Here is a 16,971-nt window from a genome sequence, read left to right as displayed (position 1 = left end):
AAATAAATTATCATCAGGAGCCATTATAGTGAGTCGCCATTGTGGCAAAAATGACCGATTATGATACGTCTGCTTAACGGAAACCGTTACAATGAATTCCCGGGATATTGATGTTTTTCTGATGGTGTCACAAACCCGCAGCCTGACGCAGGCGGCGCGGCGGCTCGGCACCACCACTATGACCGTGTCGCGCCGGCTGGCCTCACTGGAGGAAGATCTCGGCGTACGGCTGCTGCATCGCACCACGCGCGCCATTGCCCTTACCGATGAAGGCGAAGAGTTTCTTCCCTATGCCAGAACGCTGGCAGAGACCGAACAGAGCGCACGCAACCTGTTCGCGCCCGATAAACAGGGCGCCACCGGCCAGCTGCGTATCACCGCGCCTACGGGGTTTGGCCGCCGCACCATCATTCCGCTGCTGCCGTCACTGATGGAGCAAAACCCCGGTCTCCGCGTTGAGTTTCAGCTCAGCGACGATGTCACGGACATTGTCGGGCTGGGCTTTGATGTCGCGATTCGCATCGCCCCGCTACGCGATTCCCGCCTGGTGGCACACCGTCTGGCCGACAACCCGCGCCGGCTGTGTGCGGCTCCAGGCTATCTGCAGCGCTTCGGCACGCCGCGTCATCTGGCGGATCTGCATCAACACCACTGTCTGCGCCTGTCGAATGTGGTCCAGTGGAGTTTTATGGTGGACGGTCATCTCTCCAGCCTGAGCGTTGACGGCCGCTTCAGCGGCAGCAATGTCGAAGGGGTGCGTGCGCTGTGCGTGGCCGGCAGCGGCATCGCGCAGCTTTCTGAATGGGATGTGCGGGAAGAGCTGGCATCCGGCGAACTGGTGGCGCTGGAGCTGGAGGACGCGCAGCCGCAGATGCTGGGCGTGTGGGCGCTGTTTCCCACCACGCGCCACCTGCCGGCGCGCGTTAGCGTGTTTGTTGCGGCGCTCAGACAGGCGATGCAACAGCAAAGCCGGCCAGGCGAGTAACGCGGGCGTACGAAAAAAGGCGGAGGGGTGAGCTCCGCCTTGTTTCAAGTTCCGGTCAGTGCGCCTGACCGGTCAGTTGCAAAAGGGCAACGATGATTTGCAGGATCACCCGGACCAGGTCCAGGAGTAATCGAACAAGTTCCATCACTTTCCTTCTCCTCTGACAGGAGCGCGCTGTTCAGCTTTCGGGGCCCTGACTCTACCCGCCGACCGCCTAAGCACATCTGTGAGGAGCGCTGAGCGGCACTCATTGTGAAAGCCACAGGCCAGCACCACCTGAAACCTGCCGGGGTTTGACTATCCGCGCCCCTGGAGTCATCAGAAAACAATAAGCATCCGCCGCGCTCAACACCTGTATAACCATACAGTATTTTAGCGAAACTTGAAATCTTTCGCTGCACATTTTATCATTCCTTGTGTGAGGAGTGCTGAGCACCCCGTTCCGAGCGCGGTTACCAGCCGGGTGACGAACATAAAAAAAGGATTTGGCGACCTGGCCAAATCCTTTTTTATTGCCTGCGATGACCCTACTGTGCGGCGCTGATACGCCAGATCGCGTTGCCGGCATCGTCGGCAATCAACACCCCGCCCTGATTATCCGTCGCCAGCCCTACCGGCAAACCGCGTACCTGCTTCTGATCGTCGGTGAGGAATCCTGACACCACCGTCTGCGGTTGCCCGACCGGTTTGCCGTTTTCAAATTTCACCCAAATCACTTTATAGCCGTTGAGCGGCGTGCGGTTCCAGCTACCGTGTTCACTAATGAACGCGCCGCCGCGGTACTGCGGCATATTCTCCGCACCATAGAACAGCAGGCCGAGCGGTGCCACGTGTGAGCTCAGCGCATAGTCCGGCTTGATGGCTTTCGCCACCAGATCCGGCCGCTGCGGCTGCGCGCGCTCGTCGACGTGCTGACCAAAGTAGCTGTACGGCCAGCCGTAGAAACCTTTGTCCTGCACGGAGGTCAGGTAATCCGGCACCAGATCCGACCCGATTTCGTCACGCTCGTTGGCGATGGCCCACAGCTTGCCACTTTGCGGCTCCCACTGCAGGCCGGTAGGATTGCGGATGCCGCTGGCATAAATGCGGCTGGCACCGGTTGCGGCGTCCACTTCCCACACCGCCGCGCGGCCATACTCTGCGCCGATACCGTTCTCGGTGATGTTACTGTTGGAGCCGACACCGACGTACAGTTTGCTGCCGTCCGGACTGGCGAGCAGCGCTTTGGTCCAGTGGTGATTCAGCTCACCGCCCGGCAGCGACGTCACCTCTTCCGGCGGCGTACGGATTTCGGTTTCGCCGGTCTGGTAAGGGAATTTCACCAGGCTGTCGGCGTTAGCCACATACAGCGTATTGCCAATCAGCTGCATGCCAAACGGCGCATTGAGGTTTTCGATAAACCGGTGCTGTTCCCACTTGCCGTTTACGTTGCGCAGCAGCGTGATGCGGTTGCCGCCCGGGCCACCTTTGCCGGAAGATTTCTGCACCAGGCTCATGATCAATTCTTTCGGTGCCGTGACCGGGTTTTTCACCCCGTTGGCTTCTGCCACCAGCACGTCGCCATTCGGCAGCACATACAGCTGACGCGGGTGCATCAGGCTGGCCGGGATTTTCTCGATCTTCAGGCCGTCGGCCACTTTTGGTGTCTCGCCCTCTTTCCACGCTGTGCCTTCCGGCACCTGCATCGGCGGCATAAAGAAGTTTTTAGCCTGCGGCAGCTGCGGATCAGGGCCGATTTGCCGTTGCGGATCGAGGTCCGATCCGCTGTCGCAGGCGCTCAGCAGTACTGCAATTCCCATCGCACTCATAACACGAAATTTCATGGGCGACCTCCCTGTAAACGACGCTCGCGCAGCGCCAGCTGCAGATTCGCTATCAGCAACACCACCACCACTAGGGTGGAGAGCGTCACGCCCATCGGCACCACTGCATAGGCATCGCGGCTGTGAATGAATGCGTTGACGATGGCCAGCACGATTGCCAGCAGCGACAGCCAGAAATGGGTTTTCTCTGCGGCAGGTGCGCCACGGAATAAATGAATCAGGCTGATTAGTCGCGGCACAATCGCCAGCACCAGCCCGATGGCTATCAGCCAGCTGGCGGCTTTGGTCCACATGACGATGAAGGTTTGCAGATAGATAATATCAAACAGCCAGGCAGCAAAGAAAAAGCCCAGCGGCAACGGCTCAAGCAGGGTAAACAGCGTCACGCCAACAACCGAGCGTCCCGAGGTATGGTACATCGCACTCTCCCTATCACAGTTTTTCCAGGCGAGAGCGATCCGGCCAGGCATCGCTTCGCACGCCTGAGAAATATTAGTAAAGATAAAGAGTCATGCGCAGAGCCCGCACAAAAAGTTAACCGTGCCGACGGAACTGGTTCAGTTCCTGTGCGTCGTGGCTGCAGAACAGTTGCACCTCTTGCGGGTGGTGCAGTGACAGTTCACGCAGCCGCTGCTGATTGCTGTGCCAGGCGGCGCGGTCACTGCACATCAGGCGCTGATAGGCGCGCAGGCCAGGCGTACAGTGCCGCTGGCTGTGGTACATTTCACCGCGATAAAACCAGGCGTCGCCGCCATGCAGCAGCCAGCCGCCCTGGTGACGAATCGCCACGCCCGCATGGCCCAGCGTATGTCCCGGCAGCGGCACCAGCAGAATCTCATCGCTGAGATCGTCGACCGCCTTCACCGCATCAAAGCCATACCAGCGCTCGCCGCCGCTGGTGTAACCGCGCCAGCCATCATGCGCAGTCCACTGCTGCGGGCGAAACCGCTGACGCGCCAGCCAGCTGCTGTCGCCCGCCTGGGTTACGGTATCCAGTTCACGCTGCAGCAGATGAATGCGGGCGGCCGGAAAATCACTGATGCCGCCGGCGTGGTCAAAATCGAGGTGGGTCAGAATAATGTGGCGCACATCCTCCGGGCGAAACCCCAGCAGCTGAATCTGTGCCAGCGCGCTGAGCTGCTCGTTATAGCGAATATTATTCAGCGTGCGGAAAAAGCCCGACAGGCGGCGGTCGGGATGGCGCATGTCCTGCGTGCCCAGACCGGTATCCACAAGGATTAAACCGTGACGGTCAGTTTCCAGCAATAAGCAGTGGCACACCAGTTCAGCGAACGGACCTTTGCTGAAACCATCGAATAGTGCGCCACCGAGCGGGCACATGCAGCCACAGTTGAGGTGATGAATTCGCATTGTTCTCCCCCAAAATAAAATGGCGCGAGCGCGCTGCCATTAAATCAATAAATAAAAAAGTGATTAAACATATATGTGCCATGATGATGGCAATTGCAAATAATCCAGAACCATTCATTTATCGCTTTATTTATTACTCATTTAATTTCAATACATTGAAATATTGAATGCGGATTTTTAACGAGTAAAAAAATAACCGCAGCGCAAGGTTATTCACGCTACGGTTATTTAACGCGGTCGGTTAACCGTTAATGATTAATCAGGCAGCGCGCGCCGCCCACCACAGGCGCAGCTTCAGCCCCCAGCTGCTGGTCCAGCCGCTGCTGGTGCTGACCACCTTGCCCTGATGCAGCACGATGAACGTCGGCGTGGCGCTGATTTGCCAGCGCTGTCCCAGCGCCCCGCTTTCATCATTGACGGCGAGTCCCCGCACTCCTTTTTTATCCAGCCAGGTGGCGACGCGCGCATCGCTGCCGGATCGCAGAGCCACACTGACCACCTGCGTGCCGTGCTGACTGAGCGCGGCCACCGTCGGTGTGGTGAGTTTGCACACGCCACACCAGCTGGCCCAGACGTAAACCAGCACCGGCCGCTGCTGGCTCAGCGTCGCCAGGTTCACCTCGCCCTGCAGCGCGCTGAGCGGCTGCCGGGCCACATCCGCGGGCAGCTGCGGTGCACGCAGCCAGTCCATGGCCAGCAGCAGCGCCGCTGCCATCAGCAACAACAGCACGCCTTCGCGCAGCCAGCGCGTTACCCGGCTCATGGCTTAGCCTGCAGCGCACCTTTCACCGCGGCTTCCAGCTGTGCATAAGGCACTGCCCCGCTGATCAGCTGATTGCCCACCAGCGTGGCGGGCGTACCCTGCACACCCAGCTGCTGCGCCAGCGTCAGGTTGAGGTTGATGGTATCGAGGCTGGCGGTGCTCGGCGCCGACAGGCTGATGCCACTTTTGTCCAGCGCGGCGGCGATGCTGGCTTCATCATGGTTGCCTTTCTTTGCCATCAGCCGTTCATGCAGCTTAAGAAAGTTATTCGGCTGCTGCTCCCACACCGTCAGCGCCAGACGCGCCGAACTGAGCGAGCTTTCAGCGCGGTAAGGCAGCGGCTTCAGTACCACGGCCACCTGCGGATAGTTGTGCAGCAGTTTTTCGATATCCGCCTCAAACTTTTTGCAAAAGACGCAGTTGTAGTCGGTGAAATAGACCAGCGTCAGTGCCGGTTTTTTGGCACCGATGCGCGGTGAGCCGGCATCGTTAAACAGCGCCGCGCGGTTTTTTTCTACCATCTGCGCGACCACGTTTTGCTGCTGGCGCGCGGCTTCTTTATCAAATGCGTCGGCAGCTTCTGCCAGAATCGCCGGATTTTGCACCAGGGTTTCGCGAATCAGCTGTTTGATGCGCGTCTCCTGCTCGGGGGTAAATGGCGCGGCGGCCAGGGCGGGTGCCGCCAGTAACATCAGCGAAAGTAACAGGGATTTTTTCATCATTTTTTTGCCTCAGAGAGTGTTGAAATCACCGCATCACGACTTAATAACGGCGATAAAATCTGGCCTTGCGGCAGTGCCGGGCCGTAAATCTGGTTAAAGGGAATCGCTACGCGATCGCGGCGGCGCAGGAACTCGCCGATGGCCGGATCCGGTTGTGTCCAGTCACCGCGCAGCAGCACCACATCCTCTGCGCCGAGGGCGGCACGCACGTCAGGCTGATTCAGCACCCGTGATTTATTCACTTTGCAGGTGATGCACCAGTCAGCGGTGACATCGACGAAGACGCGCTTATCCTGCTCCAGCGCCTGATTGATGGCGGCTTCGGTCAGCGGTTGCCATACCAGCGATTCTTCTTCCGGGGAGAGGCGCGTCAGCAGTAACAGCGCGCCCGCCAGCGTCACGGTAATGAACACCAGACCTGCCTGCGGCAGCGCGCGGCGTGCGATTAGCCAGCCCGTCAGCGCCAGCATAAGGATGGCCGCCAGCAGAATGGCGACGGTGCTGCCCCAGTGAGGAATCAGCAGCGTCACCAGCCACAGCGTTGCCAGCAGCATCAGCAGCCCCAGCAGCGTGCGCAGATGCAGCATCCAGCGCCCCGGACGCGGCAGGCAGCGCGCCATACCCGGCAGCGCCGCAACCAGCAGCCACGGCAGACTCATGCCGACGCCGAGCGCGACAAACAGCAGCCACAGCTGCGGCAGCGGCGCGGTCAGCGCATAGGCGACGGCGGTGCCAAGAAACGGTGCGCTGCACGGCGTCGCCAGCAGCGTGGCAAAGGCCCCCTGGCCAAAATGCCCTGCCAGACCGGCACCGCCGTGCGTCGCCAGCCGGGTGGTCAGGCCGGAAGGCAGGCGGAAATGCAGCAGATCGAACAGACTGGCGCTGAACAGGAACATCACCAGCACCATTACCAGCAGAAAGCCGCTGCTCTGAAACTGAATGCCCCAGCCCAGCGCCTGACCGCTGAGCCGTAGCACGGTCATAAGCAGCGCCAGCAGCAGGAAAGAGAACAGAATGCCGGCGCTGGACGCGAGAAACTGCTGACGCGTCTGGCGTTGCGTCTGTCCCTGCTGCTGCACCAGGCTGCTCAGTTTTATCGCCAGCACCGGCAGCACGCAGGGCATCAGGTTGAGAATCAGCCCGCCGAGCAGCGCCAGCAGCACTACCGACCACAGCGTGGCGTTCCCGGCGAAGGGAGAAAACAGTGGCTGTTGACCCAGGGTCAGCTGGCTTTGCTGAGCGATACCGGCGTCAGCGATGACCAGTGACAGCGCTTTGCCGCGCAGGTCCGGCGCGGCTTCGCCCCATTCGTCGGTTACCGCCACGCGAGCGGTCAGCGTCTCGCCCTGCACGCTGATTTGCGGCGCAGCCAGCATGCTGCCCTGCGGATAATCAAAGAACAGTTCCGGCTGCTGCCAGCCCTGCTGACGCTGCGCCCGGATTTGCAGCGTGCCATCAACGAAACTGGCATCAAGCTGATCGGTCAGCCCGCTGTCAGCCGGGATCTGCCCCATCGCCTGGGCGAAGTCACGTGCAAAATCCGGACTGGCGGGCTGCGAGAGATCGAGCTGGAACGGAAAATCCGTCAGGATGCAGACGTCGCTACAGGTGGACAGCGTCAGCGTGCCGGCCAGCGTGCCCTGCGGGGCAGATTCGAGCACGATGGGCAGCGTAACGTTGCCTTTGTAGCCCTGCGTGGTGAGGCCGCTGACGTCAAAGCGCGCTGGCACTGGCCACGACCAGCGGGCGTTGACATCCGGCGTTTGCCAGCGGATTTCCGGCGCGACGCCGCCTTCGCCCGGCGAGCGCCAGTAGGTTTTCCAGCCCGGCTGCAGGCGAATATCCAGCAGCAGTTGCAGGTGATCGCCCTGCGGCGCGGCGCGCAGGCGCACTTCGGCGTGGCTGTTTTGCGCATTGCGCAGCCAGCCGGTATCGGCGGCTTGCACGGTCAGCGCGCAGCTCGCCACGAGGAGCAGCAGGCTCCTGATCAGGAATGTCATAATCGTTTCTCCGGTGAATAACAGGGTTTACGCGGTGGATCGCGTGGTGTTATTCCCGGAAGACGCAGAGCGTGAGATGGCGCCGTCGCAGCGGCACAAACAGCGGTTCACGTCGACAGACAGTGGCAGACGAGGTCTGGAAGAGCGTAGCGATCAACGCCAGCAGCAGTACGAGGAATGGCAGCGCGGTATCGAGCAGCGGCGCGCTGCCGCTGAGTGACTTAGCGCCCAGCGCACAGGGTTTATCACTGCTGGCACCGTCATCAACGGCGGCGCTGTGAGCAGTAATGCTAACGACAGGCTGGGTCGGGAGATTGAAGCTGCGCTGGACGAGACAAAATGCCAGCACCAGACAAACCAGTGCCAGAATCCATTTTGCGCGTTGGGGCGATATCGTCATGCCACAGCCTCAGAGAAAAGTGCGACCAGTTTATGCAAAAGCAGCAGAAACACCAACCCCTGCTGTGTAAACTTTTGTCTTTATGCCAGCGGGATCGTGCTGACTGCAGAGAGGGAGAAATTATTCACTTTGATTAACCTCTCCGCCCTTGTGGTCATAGCCTAAAGGCTATAAACTCATTTATAGCAAAAAAGCTATGGGATAGCGCTATGTGGGAAATATTAACAACGGATGTTTTTGATGACTGGTTTCTTGCGCAAAATGAAGGTTTACGTGAGGACGTGTTAGCAGTGATGCAAATCCTGGCAGAGATTGGACCAAAACCCGGTCGTCCCTATGTTGATACCTTGAAGGGGTGTCAGTTTCCCAATCTAAAAGAACTGCGTGTACAGCATGCAGGCATGCCTGTCAGAGCCTTTTTCGCCTTCGATCCGGTGCGCCGTTCGATTGTACTTTGCGCAGGAAATAAGGCTGGCTGTCAGCAGAAACAATTTTACCGCACGATGATTCGCCTGGCTGAAGCGGAATACCGCAAGCATTTAGTGCATATGGAGGGATAATGGGGACCTACAAGCAACTACTGGCAAAACAATCACCTGAAAGTCAGCAGCGCATCGCTGAAAAGGTGGAAAAGCTGCGTCAGGAAATAGCCCTGAGCCAATTGCGTGAAGAGCTAAACCTTTCGCAAACTGAACTGGCGCGCACCATCGGTGTATCACAACCAACGCTGGCAAAGATGGAAAATCCGGAAAACGATCCGCGCCTGTCCACGCTAAAACGCTACGTCGCCGCGCTTGGTGGGGAACTTCGTATTGATGTTAAACTGCCAAACGGCAAACATTTTGCTTTTCAGCTGTGATTAATCAGTAAACGCCAGCGGCGGCGTTCGCGCAACAGGCGCTGATGCAGCCGCTGCAGCTGGGGTAACGTGAGCGCGGCGACCGCTTCTGGCGTAAGCACCGGCAGTCCCTGCTGTTTTCGCAGTGCCTCAGTGGCGGCGTCGGCGTTCTGGTGTGGCTGGCACTGCGTCAGCAGAGTCGCCTGCCAGCCCCGCAGCGTTTCATCGTTGATGGCGGCAAGTTCACTCACCATGTCGCGCAAAAACGCTTTGCAGTGTTGCAGCAGCGTGCGCCAGCCAATGGACGGTGATTGCAGCGCCAGCTGGAGTCCATCCACATCCGCCACGCGCTGGTAGCGCGCTGACACCACGTAGCCAATCTGTTGCTCAACCCGCAGGCGCTGAAAGAAGCGTGGTTCAAACATCAGCGCCAGCGCACGCAGCGCCGCGAGGCTGGCATCATCGGCAGCGGGCAGCGGAATAAACAGCAACAAGGCCTGATCGTTGGCCGCACAACGCAGCGCGCTGACGCCGTGCTGCAGCGCAGCCGCGCGCGCCGGCGCAGGCTGCGTCCGGACCACTTCGCTCAGCCCGTGCGCGGCGTGCTGACTGACGCTTTCGCTGTGGCCGCACCAGGCGGCCTGCCATGCAGGATGCGCAGCCGGGGCCAGCAACTGCTGCGGTAGCGCTTCCAGCAACTGACGAATCACAATACTTTGTGCAGCACGGTGCGGTTGCGGCAGCACCGGCGCATTCAGCGCCGCCAGCACGCCAGGCAGCTGCTGCAGCGCGGGCATTGCATCGTCAGGCAGATTAATCACCAGTTGCCAGACGCCCTGCTGCTGTTGCCAGCGTCCGCTGCCACCGGCATGGCGCAGTGCGGCCAGCCGTGGGCGCAGCTGCTGCTGCCAGCTTAGCGCCGCCTCGTCACTCAGGGTGTGATAAAACGCCGGGCGCACCAGCAGCGTTTCCTGCGGCTGCACCGGGTTTGCGCGCAGCAACGGCGCGCAATTTACCGGGAGTTCCGGCAAATGCAGGACGTCAGCGCACGAATAAAATGACCAGTTAACCGGCGCAACCGGGCCAGCCGCGGTCTGTAGCCATGGTGCGCGCTGCAGGCAGAATCCCTGCGTGGTATAAGGCACGGCGGACAACTGTCGCTGCGTCAGCAGCCGCGTGCACGAAGCCTGTGGCAGCGCGGCGATGAAACCGGTGAAATCTGCGGGAACGTCAGCTGACGGCGCCGATCCCAGCGCCCGTCCACGCAACTGCGTCAGCGGCGACAGCGCAGCGAAATCCTGCTGTGCCAGTTGCAAATAGTGACGATGCTGCGCTGGCGTGGCGGCGCGCACCGCACGCAGATGCTGCCAGAAGAGCTGTTCAATGCGTCTTGCTGCCGACGCTGACAGCGCTGGCGCACAGAAGCGCAACGCCAGCCAGCTATGATCGGCGCTCTGCCACAGCCATTCACACTGCAGCGAAGCGCACAGTTGCTCGCTGCGCAGCTGCGCCATCAGGCTGCCAGGGGCTTCATCCTGCCAGAAAGCCTCCAGTAATGTGACATTGTCACGCAAAGCGTTTTCTTCGCCGGTGATAAACAGGCTAAGCCAGAATGACTCTTCATCGGGAAGCTGGATGAGCGTTTCAACTGGCTCCGGCGCGGAAATGGCTGGTAATGAGGCGTGCGCCGCACCGCCTGGCTGGCGAACAGCAAACGCCTCGGCCAGCTGCTGTAATTCATCCAGCGATTGCGGTCCGCTCAGCCACAGCCGCTGGTTGGCGGCGACGAAATGCTGCTGATGAAATAGCCGTAGCGCCTGCTGCAGCTCCGTTACGTTGTCACCAAAAGTCGCCGCACTCCCGACGCGAAAGCGGCGCAGTGCGCCACCGGCCGCGTCGAGCAGCGCTGCTTCACTCAGTGTTTCGGCATGATGCCGCAGCAGCTGAAATTCTGCCTCAATGACCGCCGCTTCCTGCGTAATCGCCGTACCGGTCAGCAGTGGCGCAGCCAGCATATCTGCCAGCCTTGCCACGCCCGCCGCCAGCGCCTGCGCCGGCAGCTGGAAGAACCAGGCGCTGCGGCTGAGTTGTGTGGTGGCATTCACCTGACCACCCTGTTGCTGCAGCCACGGCATCAGGCGCTCATCGCCGGTAAAGCCCGCGCTGCCGCAAAACAGCAGATGTTCCAGCAGATGCGCCAGGCCGGGCCAGCGATCGGGTTCGTGCAGGCTGCCCGCGCCGACGCGCACCAGCGCCGCGCTTTCCCGCGCGTCGGGCTGGTGCGACAGATGACAGCGCAGACCGTTAGCCAGCGTCAGGCTGCGTTCGCACATCAGGTGACCCGCTGTTTAAAAATCAGCTCAGAGTTGCTGCGGTTGCGGAACTGCAGCTGGGCGATTTTGATATCGCTGCAGCTGGCTTCGCGGCGTGCCTCAAGAATTTTTCCATGATGCGGCGACTTGCTGCACACCGGGTCGGTGTTGTCGGCATCGCCGGTCAGCATGTATGCCTGGCAGCGGCAACCGCCGAAATCTTTCTCTTTCTCATCGCATGAGCGGCACGGTTCCGGCATCCAGTCGAAGCCGCGATAGCGATTGAAGCCAAACGAGTTGTACCAGATATCCTCCAGGCTCTGCTCCAGCACTGAAGGGAACTGCACTGGCAGCTGGCGCGCGCTGTGACAGGGTAACGCCGTACCTTCCGGCGTCACGCTGAGAAATATCGATCCCCAGCCGCCCATACAGGGTTTGGGCCGCTCTTCGTAGTAATCTGGCGTGACGAACAGCAGATTGGTGAGATTACCGCTGCTGCCCATGCGCTCACGGTAGCGCGCAACCACCGCTTCGGCGCGGGCAATCTGCTCGCGCGTTGGCAGTAATCCCTGACGGTTAAGATGCGCCCAGCCGTAGAACTGACAGGTGGCCAGTTCGACATCGTCCGCCTCCAGCTCAATACACAGATCGATGATTTTATCGATCTGGTCGATGTTATGGCGGTGCAGCACGAAGTTCAGCACCATCGGATAGCCATGCTTTTTCACCGCTTTTGCCATCGCCAGCTTCTGCTGAAACGCCTTCTGCGAACCGGCCAGCGCGGCGTTCAGCGTTTCATCGCTCGCCTGGAAACTGATCTGGATGTGATCCAGCCCGGCGTCGGCGAAGGCATCAAGCTTTTTCTCCGTCAGGCCAATGCCGGAGGTGATCAGGTTGGTGTAAAAGCCCAGATCGCGCGCGGCGCGAATCAGCTCCGGCAGATCTTTGCGCGTCAGCGGTTCACCACCGGAAAAGCCCAGCTGCACGCTGCCCATGGCGCGTGCCTGACGGAACACCTCGATCCACTGTTCGGTGCTCAGCTCCTGTTCCTGCTGAGAAAAATCCAGCGGGTTCGAGCAGTAAGGGCACTGCAGCGGGCAGCGATAAGTCAGCTCCGCCAGCAGCCAAAGCGGCGCATTCACGCCAGGTTTATTCGGGTTCACGACACTGGATCCACTTCTGTTCAATGGCCGATTGCAGGAAGTCTTTGACGTCATCATCGACGCCGCCCGCCTCCGGAAAACGCGCATTGAGCGTGGCGATAATGGCCGCCACATCCTGCTTGCCGGTCACCAGTTCCAGAATGGCGGCAGCGGTTTCATTCAGCTTCGCCATCCCTTCCGGGTAAAGCACCACGTGGCTGTCCTGCGCGGCTTCCCACTGCAGACGATAGCCGCGGCGAAACGCCGGAATCAGAGTCTCTTTCATGTGATTACACCAGTCTTGTACTGTGCCAGGCGACCTGATCGGTCACCGTGTGGTACGGCGGACGCTGCAGCGCGTATGCCATGGTCATGGCATCCAGCATGGTCCAGAGAATGTCGAGTTTAAACTGCAGGATCTCCAGCATACGATTCTGCTGCTCAGCGCTGGTAAAGACTTCCAGCGCCAGCGCCAGGCCATGTTCCACATCGCGGTTCGCCTGGCTCAGGCGGCTGCGGAAGTAGAAATAGCCTTCCTCTTTGATCCACGGATAGTGCTGCGGCCAGCTGTCGAGGCGCGACTGATGAATCTGCGGGGCAAACAGCTCGGTGAGCGAGCTGCACGCTGCTTCCTGCCAGTTGGCGCGACGCGCAAAGTTGACATAGGCATCAACGGCAAACCGTACGCCCGGCAACACCAGCTTCTCTGACAGCAAGACTTTGCGATCGAGACCAACCGCTTCTCCCAGCTGCAGCCAGGCTTCAATGCCGCCTTCCTCACCGTTACGGCCGTCGTGATCGAGGATACGCTGAACCCATTTACGGCGCGTTGCCGGATCCGGACAGTTGGCCATGATCGCCGCATCTTTCAGCGGAATATTGGTCTGATAGTAAAAACGGTTCGCCACCCAGCCCTGAATCTGCTCGCGCGTCGCGGCACCGTTGTGCATCGCGATGTGGTAAGGATGATGAATATGGTAATACGCGCCTTTGGCACGCAGCGCCTGTTCAAAGGCTTCGGGTGACAACGCCTCGGTAATGATCACGATGCGGACTCCTGCAAATGAATCGCCATGCCGTCCCAGCTCACTTCAATGCCCTGCTGCGTCAGGAACTGGCGCTGCGGCGAATGCTCGTTGAGGATCGGATTGGTGTTGTTAATGTGAATCAGAATTTTGCGTCTGGCCGGCAGCGCGGCCAGCAGCGCCATCAGCCCCTGCTCTTCCGCCAGCGCCAGATGGCCCATGGCTTTGCCGGTATTTTTGCCGACGCCGGTGGTCAGCAGCTCATCATCCTGCCACACGGTGCCGTCGATCAGCAGGCAGTCGGCTTTTTGCAGCCAAGGCATAATCACCGCATCCGGTTCGCCGAGGCCTGGCGCATACAGCAGCGTCTGCCCGCTGGCGGTGTTTTCGATAAACAGCGCCACGTTATGTCCCGGCAGCGGACGATCGCGATACGGCGAATACGGTGGCGCATTGCTGAGAATCGGAATGGCGGTGAATTGCAGGCTGGCGCAGACGTCAACGCGAAACGGCTCAAGCGGCGTGAGCGCACGATGCTGCAGGCCGCCGTTCCAGTGCTGCAGCATCGTAAAAATTGGGAAGCCGCTGGTGAGGTCGGCATGCACTTCCGGCGTGCACCATACCTGATGCGGACAGCCCTCACGCAGGCTCAGCAGACCGGTGGTGTGATCGATCTGGCTGTCGGTCAAAATAATGCTGCCAATTGCCGTTCCGCGCAGCACGCCGTGTTTCACCAGTTCCGGTGTCCGGGCAATTTGCTGGCTGATGTCCGGCGAAGCGTTGCACAGCACCCAGTCGGTACCGTTATCGCTGACAATGATTGAGGATTGGGTGCGCGCCTGCGCCTGGAGCGTGCCGTTACGCAGCCCGCTGCAGTTGGCGCAGTTACAGTTCCACTGCGGAAAGCCACCGCCAGCCGCCGAACCGAGGACTTTAATAAACATGTGAAGGACCGAAGCAGGAAAAGAAAATGCCCGCACGAACGGCGGGCAGGACGTCTTAGCGGTTGGAGATGTACAGCGTTACTTCCAGGCCCAGACGCAGGTCAACAAACTCAGGTTTTTTCCACATAATATTCTTCCTCATAGTCTTAAAACGCAGAGCAGGCTCTGCTAAAAACATTGCGACAAAAACAAAGCTTCCGCCAGCAATGGATAACGCGGGGCGATGTTGCGCCAATGTAGCGAGCAGATCAACCCTGATTGCGTAAGGAAATACACTTACGCCTGCCAGATTTGGTGCAATACCCGCTGCCAGTTGCCCCAGGCAAGTTGTTCCAGCAATGCCTGATCATAGTTGAGACTGCGCATCAGCGCATACAGCCGCGGCAAACCGGTGACATCTTTAAGCTCTGCGGGCACGCTGATGCCGTCAAAATCCGACCCCAGCGCGACGTGATCGCTTCCCATAATAGTCATCAGATGCTCACAGTGTTTAACAATTTCGATCAAGCCGCCATCATCGTCGCGCTTACCGTCGGCGCGCAGAAAGGCGTTGCCGAAATTAATGCCGACCACGCCACCGCTATCGCGTATCGCCCGCAGCTGGTCGTCGGTGAGGTTGCGCGGCTGTGCGCACAGCGTGTGCGCATTCGAGTGGCTGGCGACCAGCGGCGCGGATGAGAGCCGGGCTGTGTCCCAGAACGCTTTTTCATTCATGTGCGACACGTCGATCATCATGCGTTGCTGATTCGCCAGCGCGATCAGCCGCTCGCCGTCGGCGGTTAGTCCCGGACCGCTATCCGGCGAACCGGGAAATGCGCCAGTGACGCCAGCGCCAAAGCGATTTTCCAGATTCCAGAACGGACCGATGCTGCGCACGCCCGCCTGCCAGAAGGCGGCAAGGTCGGCGCCGTCGCCGTCAAAACCGTCCGCGCCCTCAATGTGCGCCACCATCGCCAGCACGCCGTCGCGCCGGCAGGCGGCGATATCGGCGGTGCTGAGGCACAGGCGCGCCCGGCCGTCAGAACGGGCAACCAGCGTTTTCAGAATCTCCAGCTGCTGCCACAGGATCTCCAACGGCTGCCAGGCTTCACCGGCCAGGTGCGGCGCCACTTCGCTGACGTAGCGCTGCGGCGGCACAAACAACGCAAACAATCCACCGGCAAAGCCGCCCTGCTGCATGCGCGGAAAATCGAGGTGTCCTTTTTCGATACCGGTAAAGAAGGCAGCGGCCGGATCGTCGCGATGATGCAACCACAGGTTGAGCAACAGGTCATTATGACCATCAAAGGTTTTGATTAACATTGGGTTATCCGCCACGGATTTGATGCCGCCATGCTACGCGCATCCCGCCTGTTCGCCAAATGCCGACGCACAAAGGGTTACTGCTGTGCCACCTGCAGACCGCGATAAAAGGTCGGCTTGACATCGAGTGGCTGAGCAATCAGGCCGTACTTTTGATAAAAGTCGGCGGTTTCCTGCTGCTGTTGTACGGTGTGGTCGTCAATACTCTGCCAGTGTGACTGACGTCGGGCAAAAGATTTGGCGGCAGCCTCCTGAGGAAAACCGATGATTTTCGCCAGCCTGGCGGAATACGCCTCAACGTGGCGATTGGCCCAGCGGTCAGCGGCCGCCAGCCGGTTAATATAATCCTGCAGCGCCGCACGTTTACTGGCGTCACTCAGTGCCGCATCGGTGGCGGCGAGAAAGCTGTTGCCGCTGGAGAGCCCCGCGCCGTTGATTAGCACGCGCCCGGTATGCGTTACTTCTGCCAGCGCGGTGTAAGGATCCCAGGTTGCCCACGCATCGACGGAACCACTCGCCAGCGCAATGCGCGCATCGGCAGGCGTGAGAAAGCGCCAGCTGACCGCTTTATCGCTCAGCCCGGCACTTTCCAGCGCTTTCAGCGCGATAAAATGACCGATCGACCCGCGCCCGGTAGCGATGCGTTTACCGCGCAGATCCCGCGGCGTTTTGATGGGTGAGTCCGGCGCAACCAGAACCGCCAGCCCGGCCGGGGTGGATTTGCTGACGGCCACCGCTTTAACCTGCGAACCTGCGGCCATCGAGAACAGCAGCGGCGCATCACCAATAATACCGGCATCAACCGCCCCGGCATTCAGGGCTTCGGCCAGCGGAGCGGCGGCCGGAAATTCCGCCCATTCGATACGGTAGGAGAGATCGTTGAGCTGCTGCGCTGCTTCCAGCTCGGCGCGCATGTTGCCCTTTTGATCGGCAATGCGCAGGGTAACACCGTGCGCCGCGACGCTGCCGCTGGCCAGTAACAGCATCGTTAAAGTCACTCTTTTCATTATCATTTCTCTGCAGATGAAAAGCCCAGACTACCCTGCGCGTAACAAATGACCGATGCCGATTTCGCATGAGGATTGCCGGAAGGAACATAACGATGCGCGGCTGACGATGGCGCAAAAAAAAGCCCGCAACACGAGGTGCGGGCAACGTAATACTGGAAGCAATGTGAGCAATGTCGTGCTCTTCTTCGGTAGAGCCACCGTCGAAGCGCAGAAGAATAATAATCATTCCTATTATCATCTGTAAAGCTCTAATTGAGAATTTTTCTCATTTCCACACTAAGCTTGTGCTTACCCCCGTCGCCCATTGGGTAAAAAAAGCGCAGATGCGCGGCGG

General features: G+C 59.7%; 18 protein-coding genes. 3 read left to right on the top strand and 15 right to left on the bottom strand.

Features of this window, described 5'->3' with window-relative positions; all coding sequences use genetic code 11:
* Positions 1 to 91: 91 nt before the first annotated feature.
* Positions 92 to 985 (top strand): LysR family transcriptional regulator, encoded by an 894-nt coding sequence (locus F3I21_RS01390; RefSeq protein ID WP_088517157.1) that lies wholly within the window; start codon positions 92 to 94, stop codon positions 983 to 985.
* Between the two features lie 527 nt (positions 986 to 1,512).
* Here F3I21_RS01390 and F3I21_RS01380 read toward each other — a convergent pair.
* The 7 genes from F3I21_RS01380 to F3I21_RS01350 all read right to left on the bottom strand — a co-directional run bounded on the left by F3I21_RS01380 (position 1,513) and on the right by F3I21_RS01350 (position 8,064).
* Positions 1,513 to 2,808 (bottom strand): sorbosone dehydrogenase family protein, encoded by a 1,296-nt coding sequence (locus F3I21_RS01380; protein WP_150058014.1) that lies wholly within the window; start codon positions 2,806 to 2,808, stop codon positions 1,513 to 1,515.
* The gene (locus F3I21_RS01375) at positions 2,805 to 3,227 is read right to left on the bottom strand and encodes a DUF2231 domain-containing protein (RefSeq protein WP_021505986.1); all 423 of its coding nucleotides are present in this window, start codon (positions 3,225 to 3,227) and stop codon (positions 2,805 to 2,807) included. Before F3I21_RS01375 ends, F3I21_RS01380 begins: the two co-directional genes overlap by 4 nt.
* A gap of 115 nt (positions 3,228 to 3,342) precedes the next feature.
* Entirely contained in the window at positions 3,343 to 4,179 is an 837-nt protein-coding gene (locus tag F3I21_RS01370; protein WP_150058012.1) for an MBL fold metallo-hydrolase, read from the bottom strand.
* Positions 4,180 to 4,438: 259 nt separating this feature from the next.
* Positions 4,439 to 4,942 carry a thioredoxin domain-containing protein gene (locus F3I21_RS01365; RefSeq protein WP_150058010.1) on the bottom strand — a complete coding sequence of 168 codons (504 nt, stop codon included), beginning with the start codon at positions 4,940 to 4,942 and terminating at the stop codon, positions 4,439 to 4,441.
* Complete coding sequence (locus F3I21_RS01360) at positions 4,939 to 5,661, bottom strand: DsbA family protein (protein WP_150058554.1); 723 nt, start codon at positions 5,659 to 5,661, stop codon at positions 4,939 to 4,941. Before F3I21_RS01360 ends, F3I21_RS01365 begins: the two co-directional genes overlap by 4 nt.
* A complete protein-coding gene (locus tag F3I21_RS01355) occupies positions 5,661 to 7,664 on the bottom strand; it encodes a protein-disulfide reductase DsbD (RefSeq protein ID WP_150058008.1) in 2,004 nt (667 codons plus the stop codon). Before F3I21_RS01355 ends, F3I21_RS01360 begins: the two co-directional genes overlap by 1 nt.
* A 49-nt stretch (positions 7,665 to 7,713) precedes the next feature.
* Positions 7,714 to 8,064, bottom strand: a complete 351-nt coding sequence (locus F3I21_RS01350; protein WP_059012283.1) for a hypothetical protein — start codon at positions 8,062 to 8,064, stop codon at positions 7,714 to 7,716.
* Positions 8,065 to 8,273: 209 nt separating this feature from the next.
* Between F3I21_RS01350 and F3I21_RS01345 the strand changes: the two genes are divergently transcribed.
* Both F3I21_RS01345 and F3I21_RS01340 read left to right on the top strand, forming a co-directional pair.
* Positions 8,274 to 8,624: a type II toxin-antitoxin system RelE/ParE family toxin gene (locus tag F3I21_RS01345; RefSeq protein WP_059012286.1), complete on the top strand. Its 351-nt coding sequence runs from the start codon at positions 8,274 to 8,276 to the stop codon at positions 8,622 to 8,624.
* Complete coding sequence (locus F3I21_RS01340) at positions 8,624 to 8,923, top strand: helix-turn-helix domain-containing protein (protein ID WP_021505978.1); 300 nt, start codon at positions 8,624 to 8,626, stop codon at positions 8,921 to 8,923. Before F3I21_RS01345 ends, F3I21_RS01340 begins: the two co-directional genes overlap by 1 nt.
* Here the strand turns inward: F3I21_RS01340 and pqqF are convergent.
* From pqqF to F3I21_RS01300, 8 genes are all read right to left on the bottom strand, one after another.
* Entirely contained in the window at positions 8,914 to 11,235 is a 2,322-nt protein-coding gene (gene pqqF, locus F3I21_RS01335) for a pyrroloquinoline quinone biosynthesis protein PqqF (RefSeq protein WP_150058006.1), read from the bottom strand. The two genes, F3I21_RS01340 and pqqF, sit on opposite strands and share 10 nt — an antisense overlap.
* A complete protein-coding gene (gene pqqE / locus F3I21_RS01330) occupies positions 11,235 to 12,377 on the bottom strand; it encodes a pyrroloquinoline quinone biosynthesis protein PqqE (RefSeq protein ID WP_058758602.1) in 1,143 nt (380 codons plus the stop codon). Before pqqE ends, pqqF begins: the two co-directional genes overlap by 1 nt.
* Positions 12,364 to 12,642 carry a pyrroloquinoline quinone biosynthesis peptide chaperone PqqD gene (gene pqqD, locus F3I21_RS01325; protein WP_021505975.1) on the bottom strand — a complete coding sequence of 93 codons (279 nt, stop codon included), beginning with the start codon at positions 12,640 to 12,642 and terminating at the stop codon, positions 12,364 to 12,366. The genes pqqE and pqqD overlap by 14 nt, the downstream gene beginning before the upstream one ends.
* Before the next feature lie 4 nt (positions 12,643 to 12,646).
* Positions 12,647 to 13,402, bottom strand: coding sequence for a pyrroloquinoline-quinone synthase PqqC (pqqC, locus tag F3I21_RS01320; protein WP_021505974.1), 756 nt, complete (start codon positions 13,400 to 13,402; stop codon positions 12,647 to 12,649).
* Entirely contained in the window at positions 13,399 to 14,325 is a 927-nt protein-coding gene (gene pqqB, locus F3I21_RS01315; RefSeq protein ID WP_021505973.1) for a pyrroloquinoline quinone biosynthesis protein PqqB, read from the bottom strand. Before pqqB ends, pqqC begins: the two co-directional genes overlap by 4 nt.
* 55 nt (positions 14,326 to 14,380) lie before the next feature.
* Positions 14,381 to 14,452: a pyrroloquinoline quinone precursor peptide PqqA gene (pqqA, locus tag F3I21_RS01310; RefSeq protein ID WP_010617686.1), complete on the bottom strand. Its 72-nt coding sequence runs from the start codon at positions 14,450 to 14,452 to the stop codon at positions 14,381 to 14,383.
* Between the two features lie 149 nt (positions 14,453 to 14,601).
* Positions 14,602 to 15,621, bottom strand: coding sequence for a dipeptidase (locus F3I21_RS01305; RefSeq protein WP_223815637.1), 1,020 nt, complete (start codon positions 15,619 to 15,621; stop codon positions 14,602 to 14,604).
* An 83-nt stretch (positions 15,622 to 15,704) separates the two neighbouring features.
* Entirely contained in the window at positions 15,705 to 16,634 is a 930-nt protein-coding gene (locus F3I21_RS01300) for an ABC transporter substrate-binding protein (RefSeq protein ID WP_150058002.1), read from the bottom strand.
* Between the last annotated feature and the right edge of the window lie 337 nt (positions 16,635 to 16,971).

This window comes from Pantoea sp. B_9, assembly GCF_008632015.1.
GTDB lineage: Bacteria > Pseudomonadota > Gammaproteobacteria > Enterobacterales > Enterobacteriaceae > Pantoea > Pantoea dispersa.
Note: the sequence above shows the minus strand (reverse complement) of the source record. Positions and strands in the feature narration are given on the sequence as shown.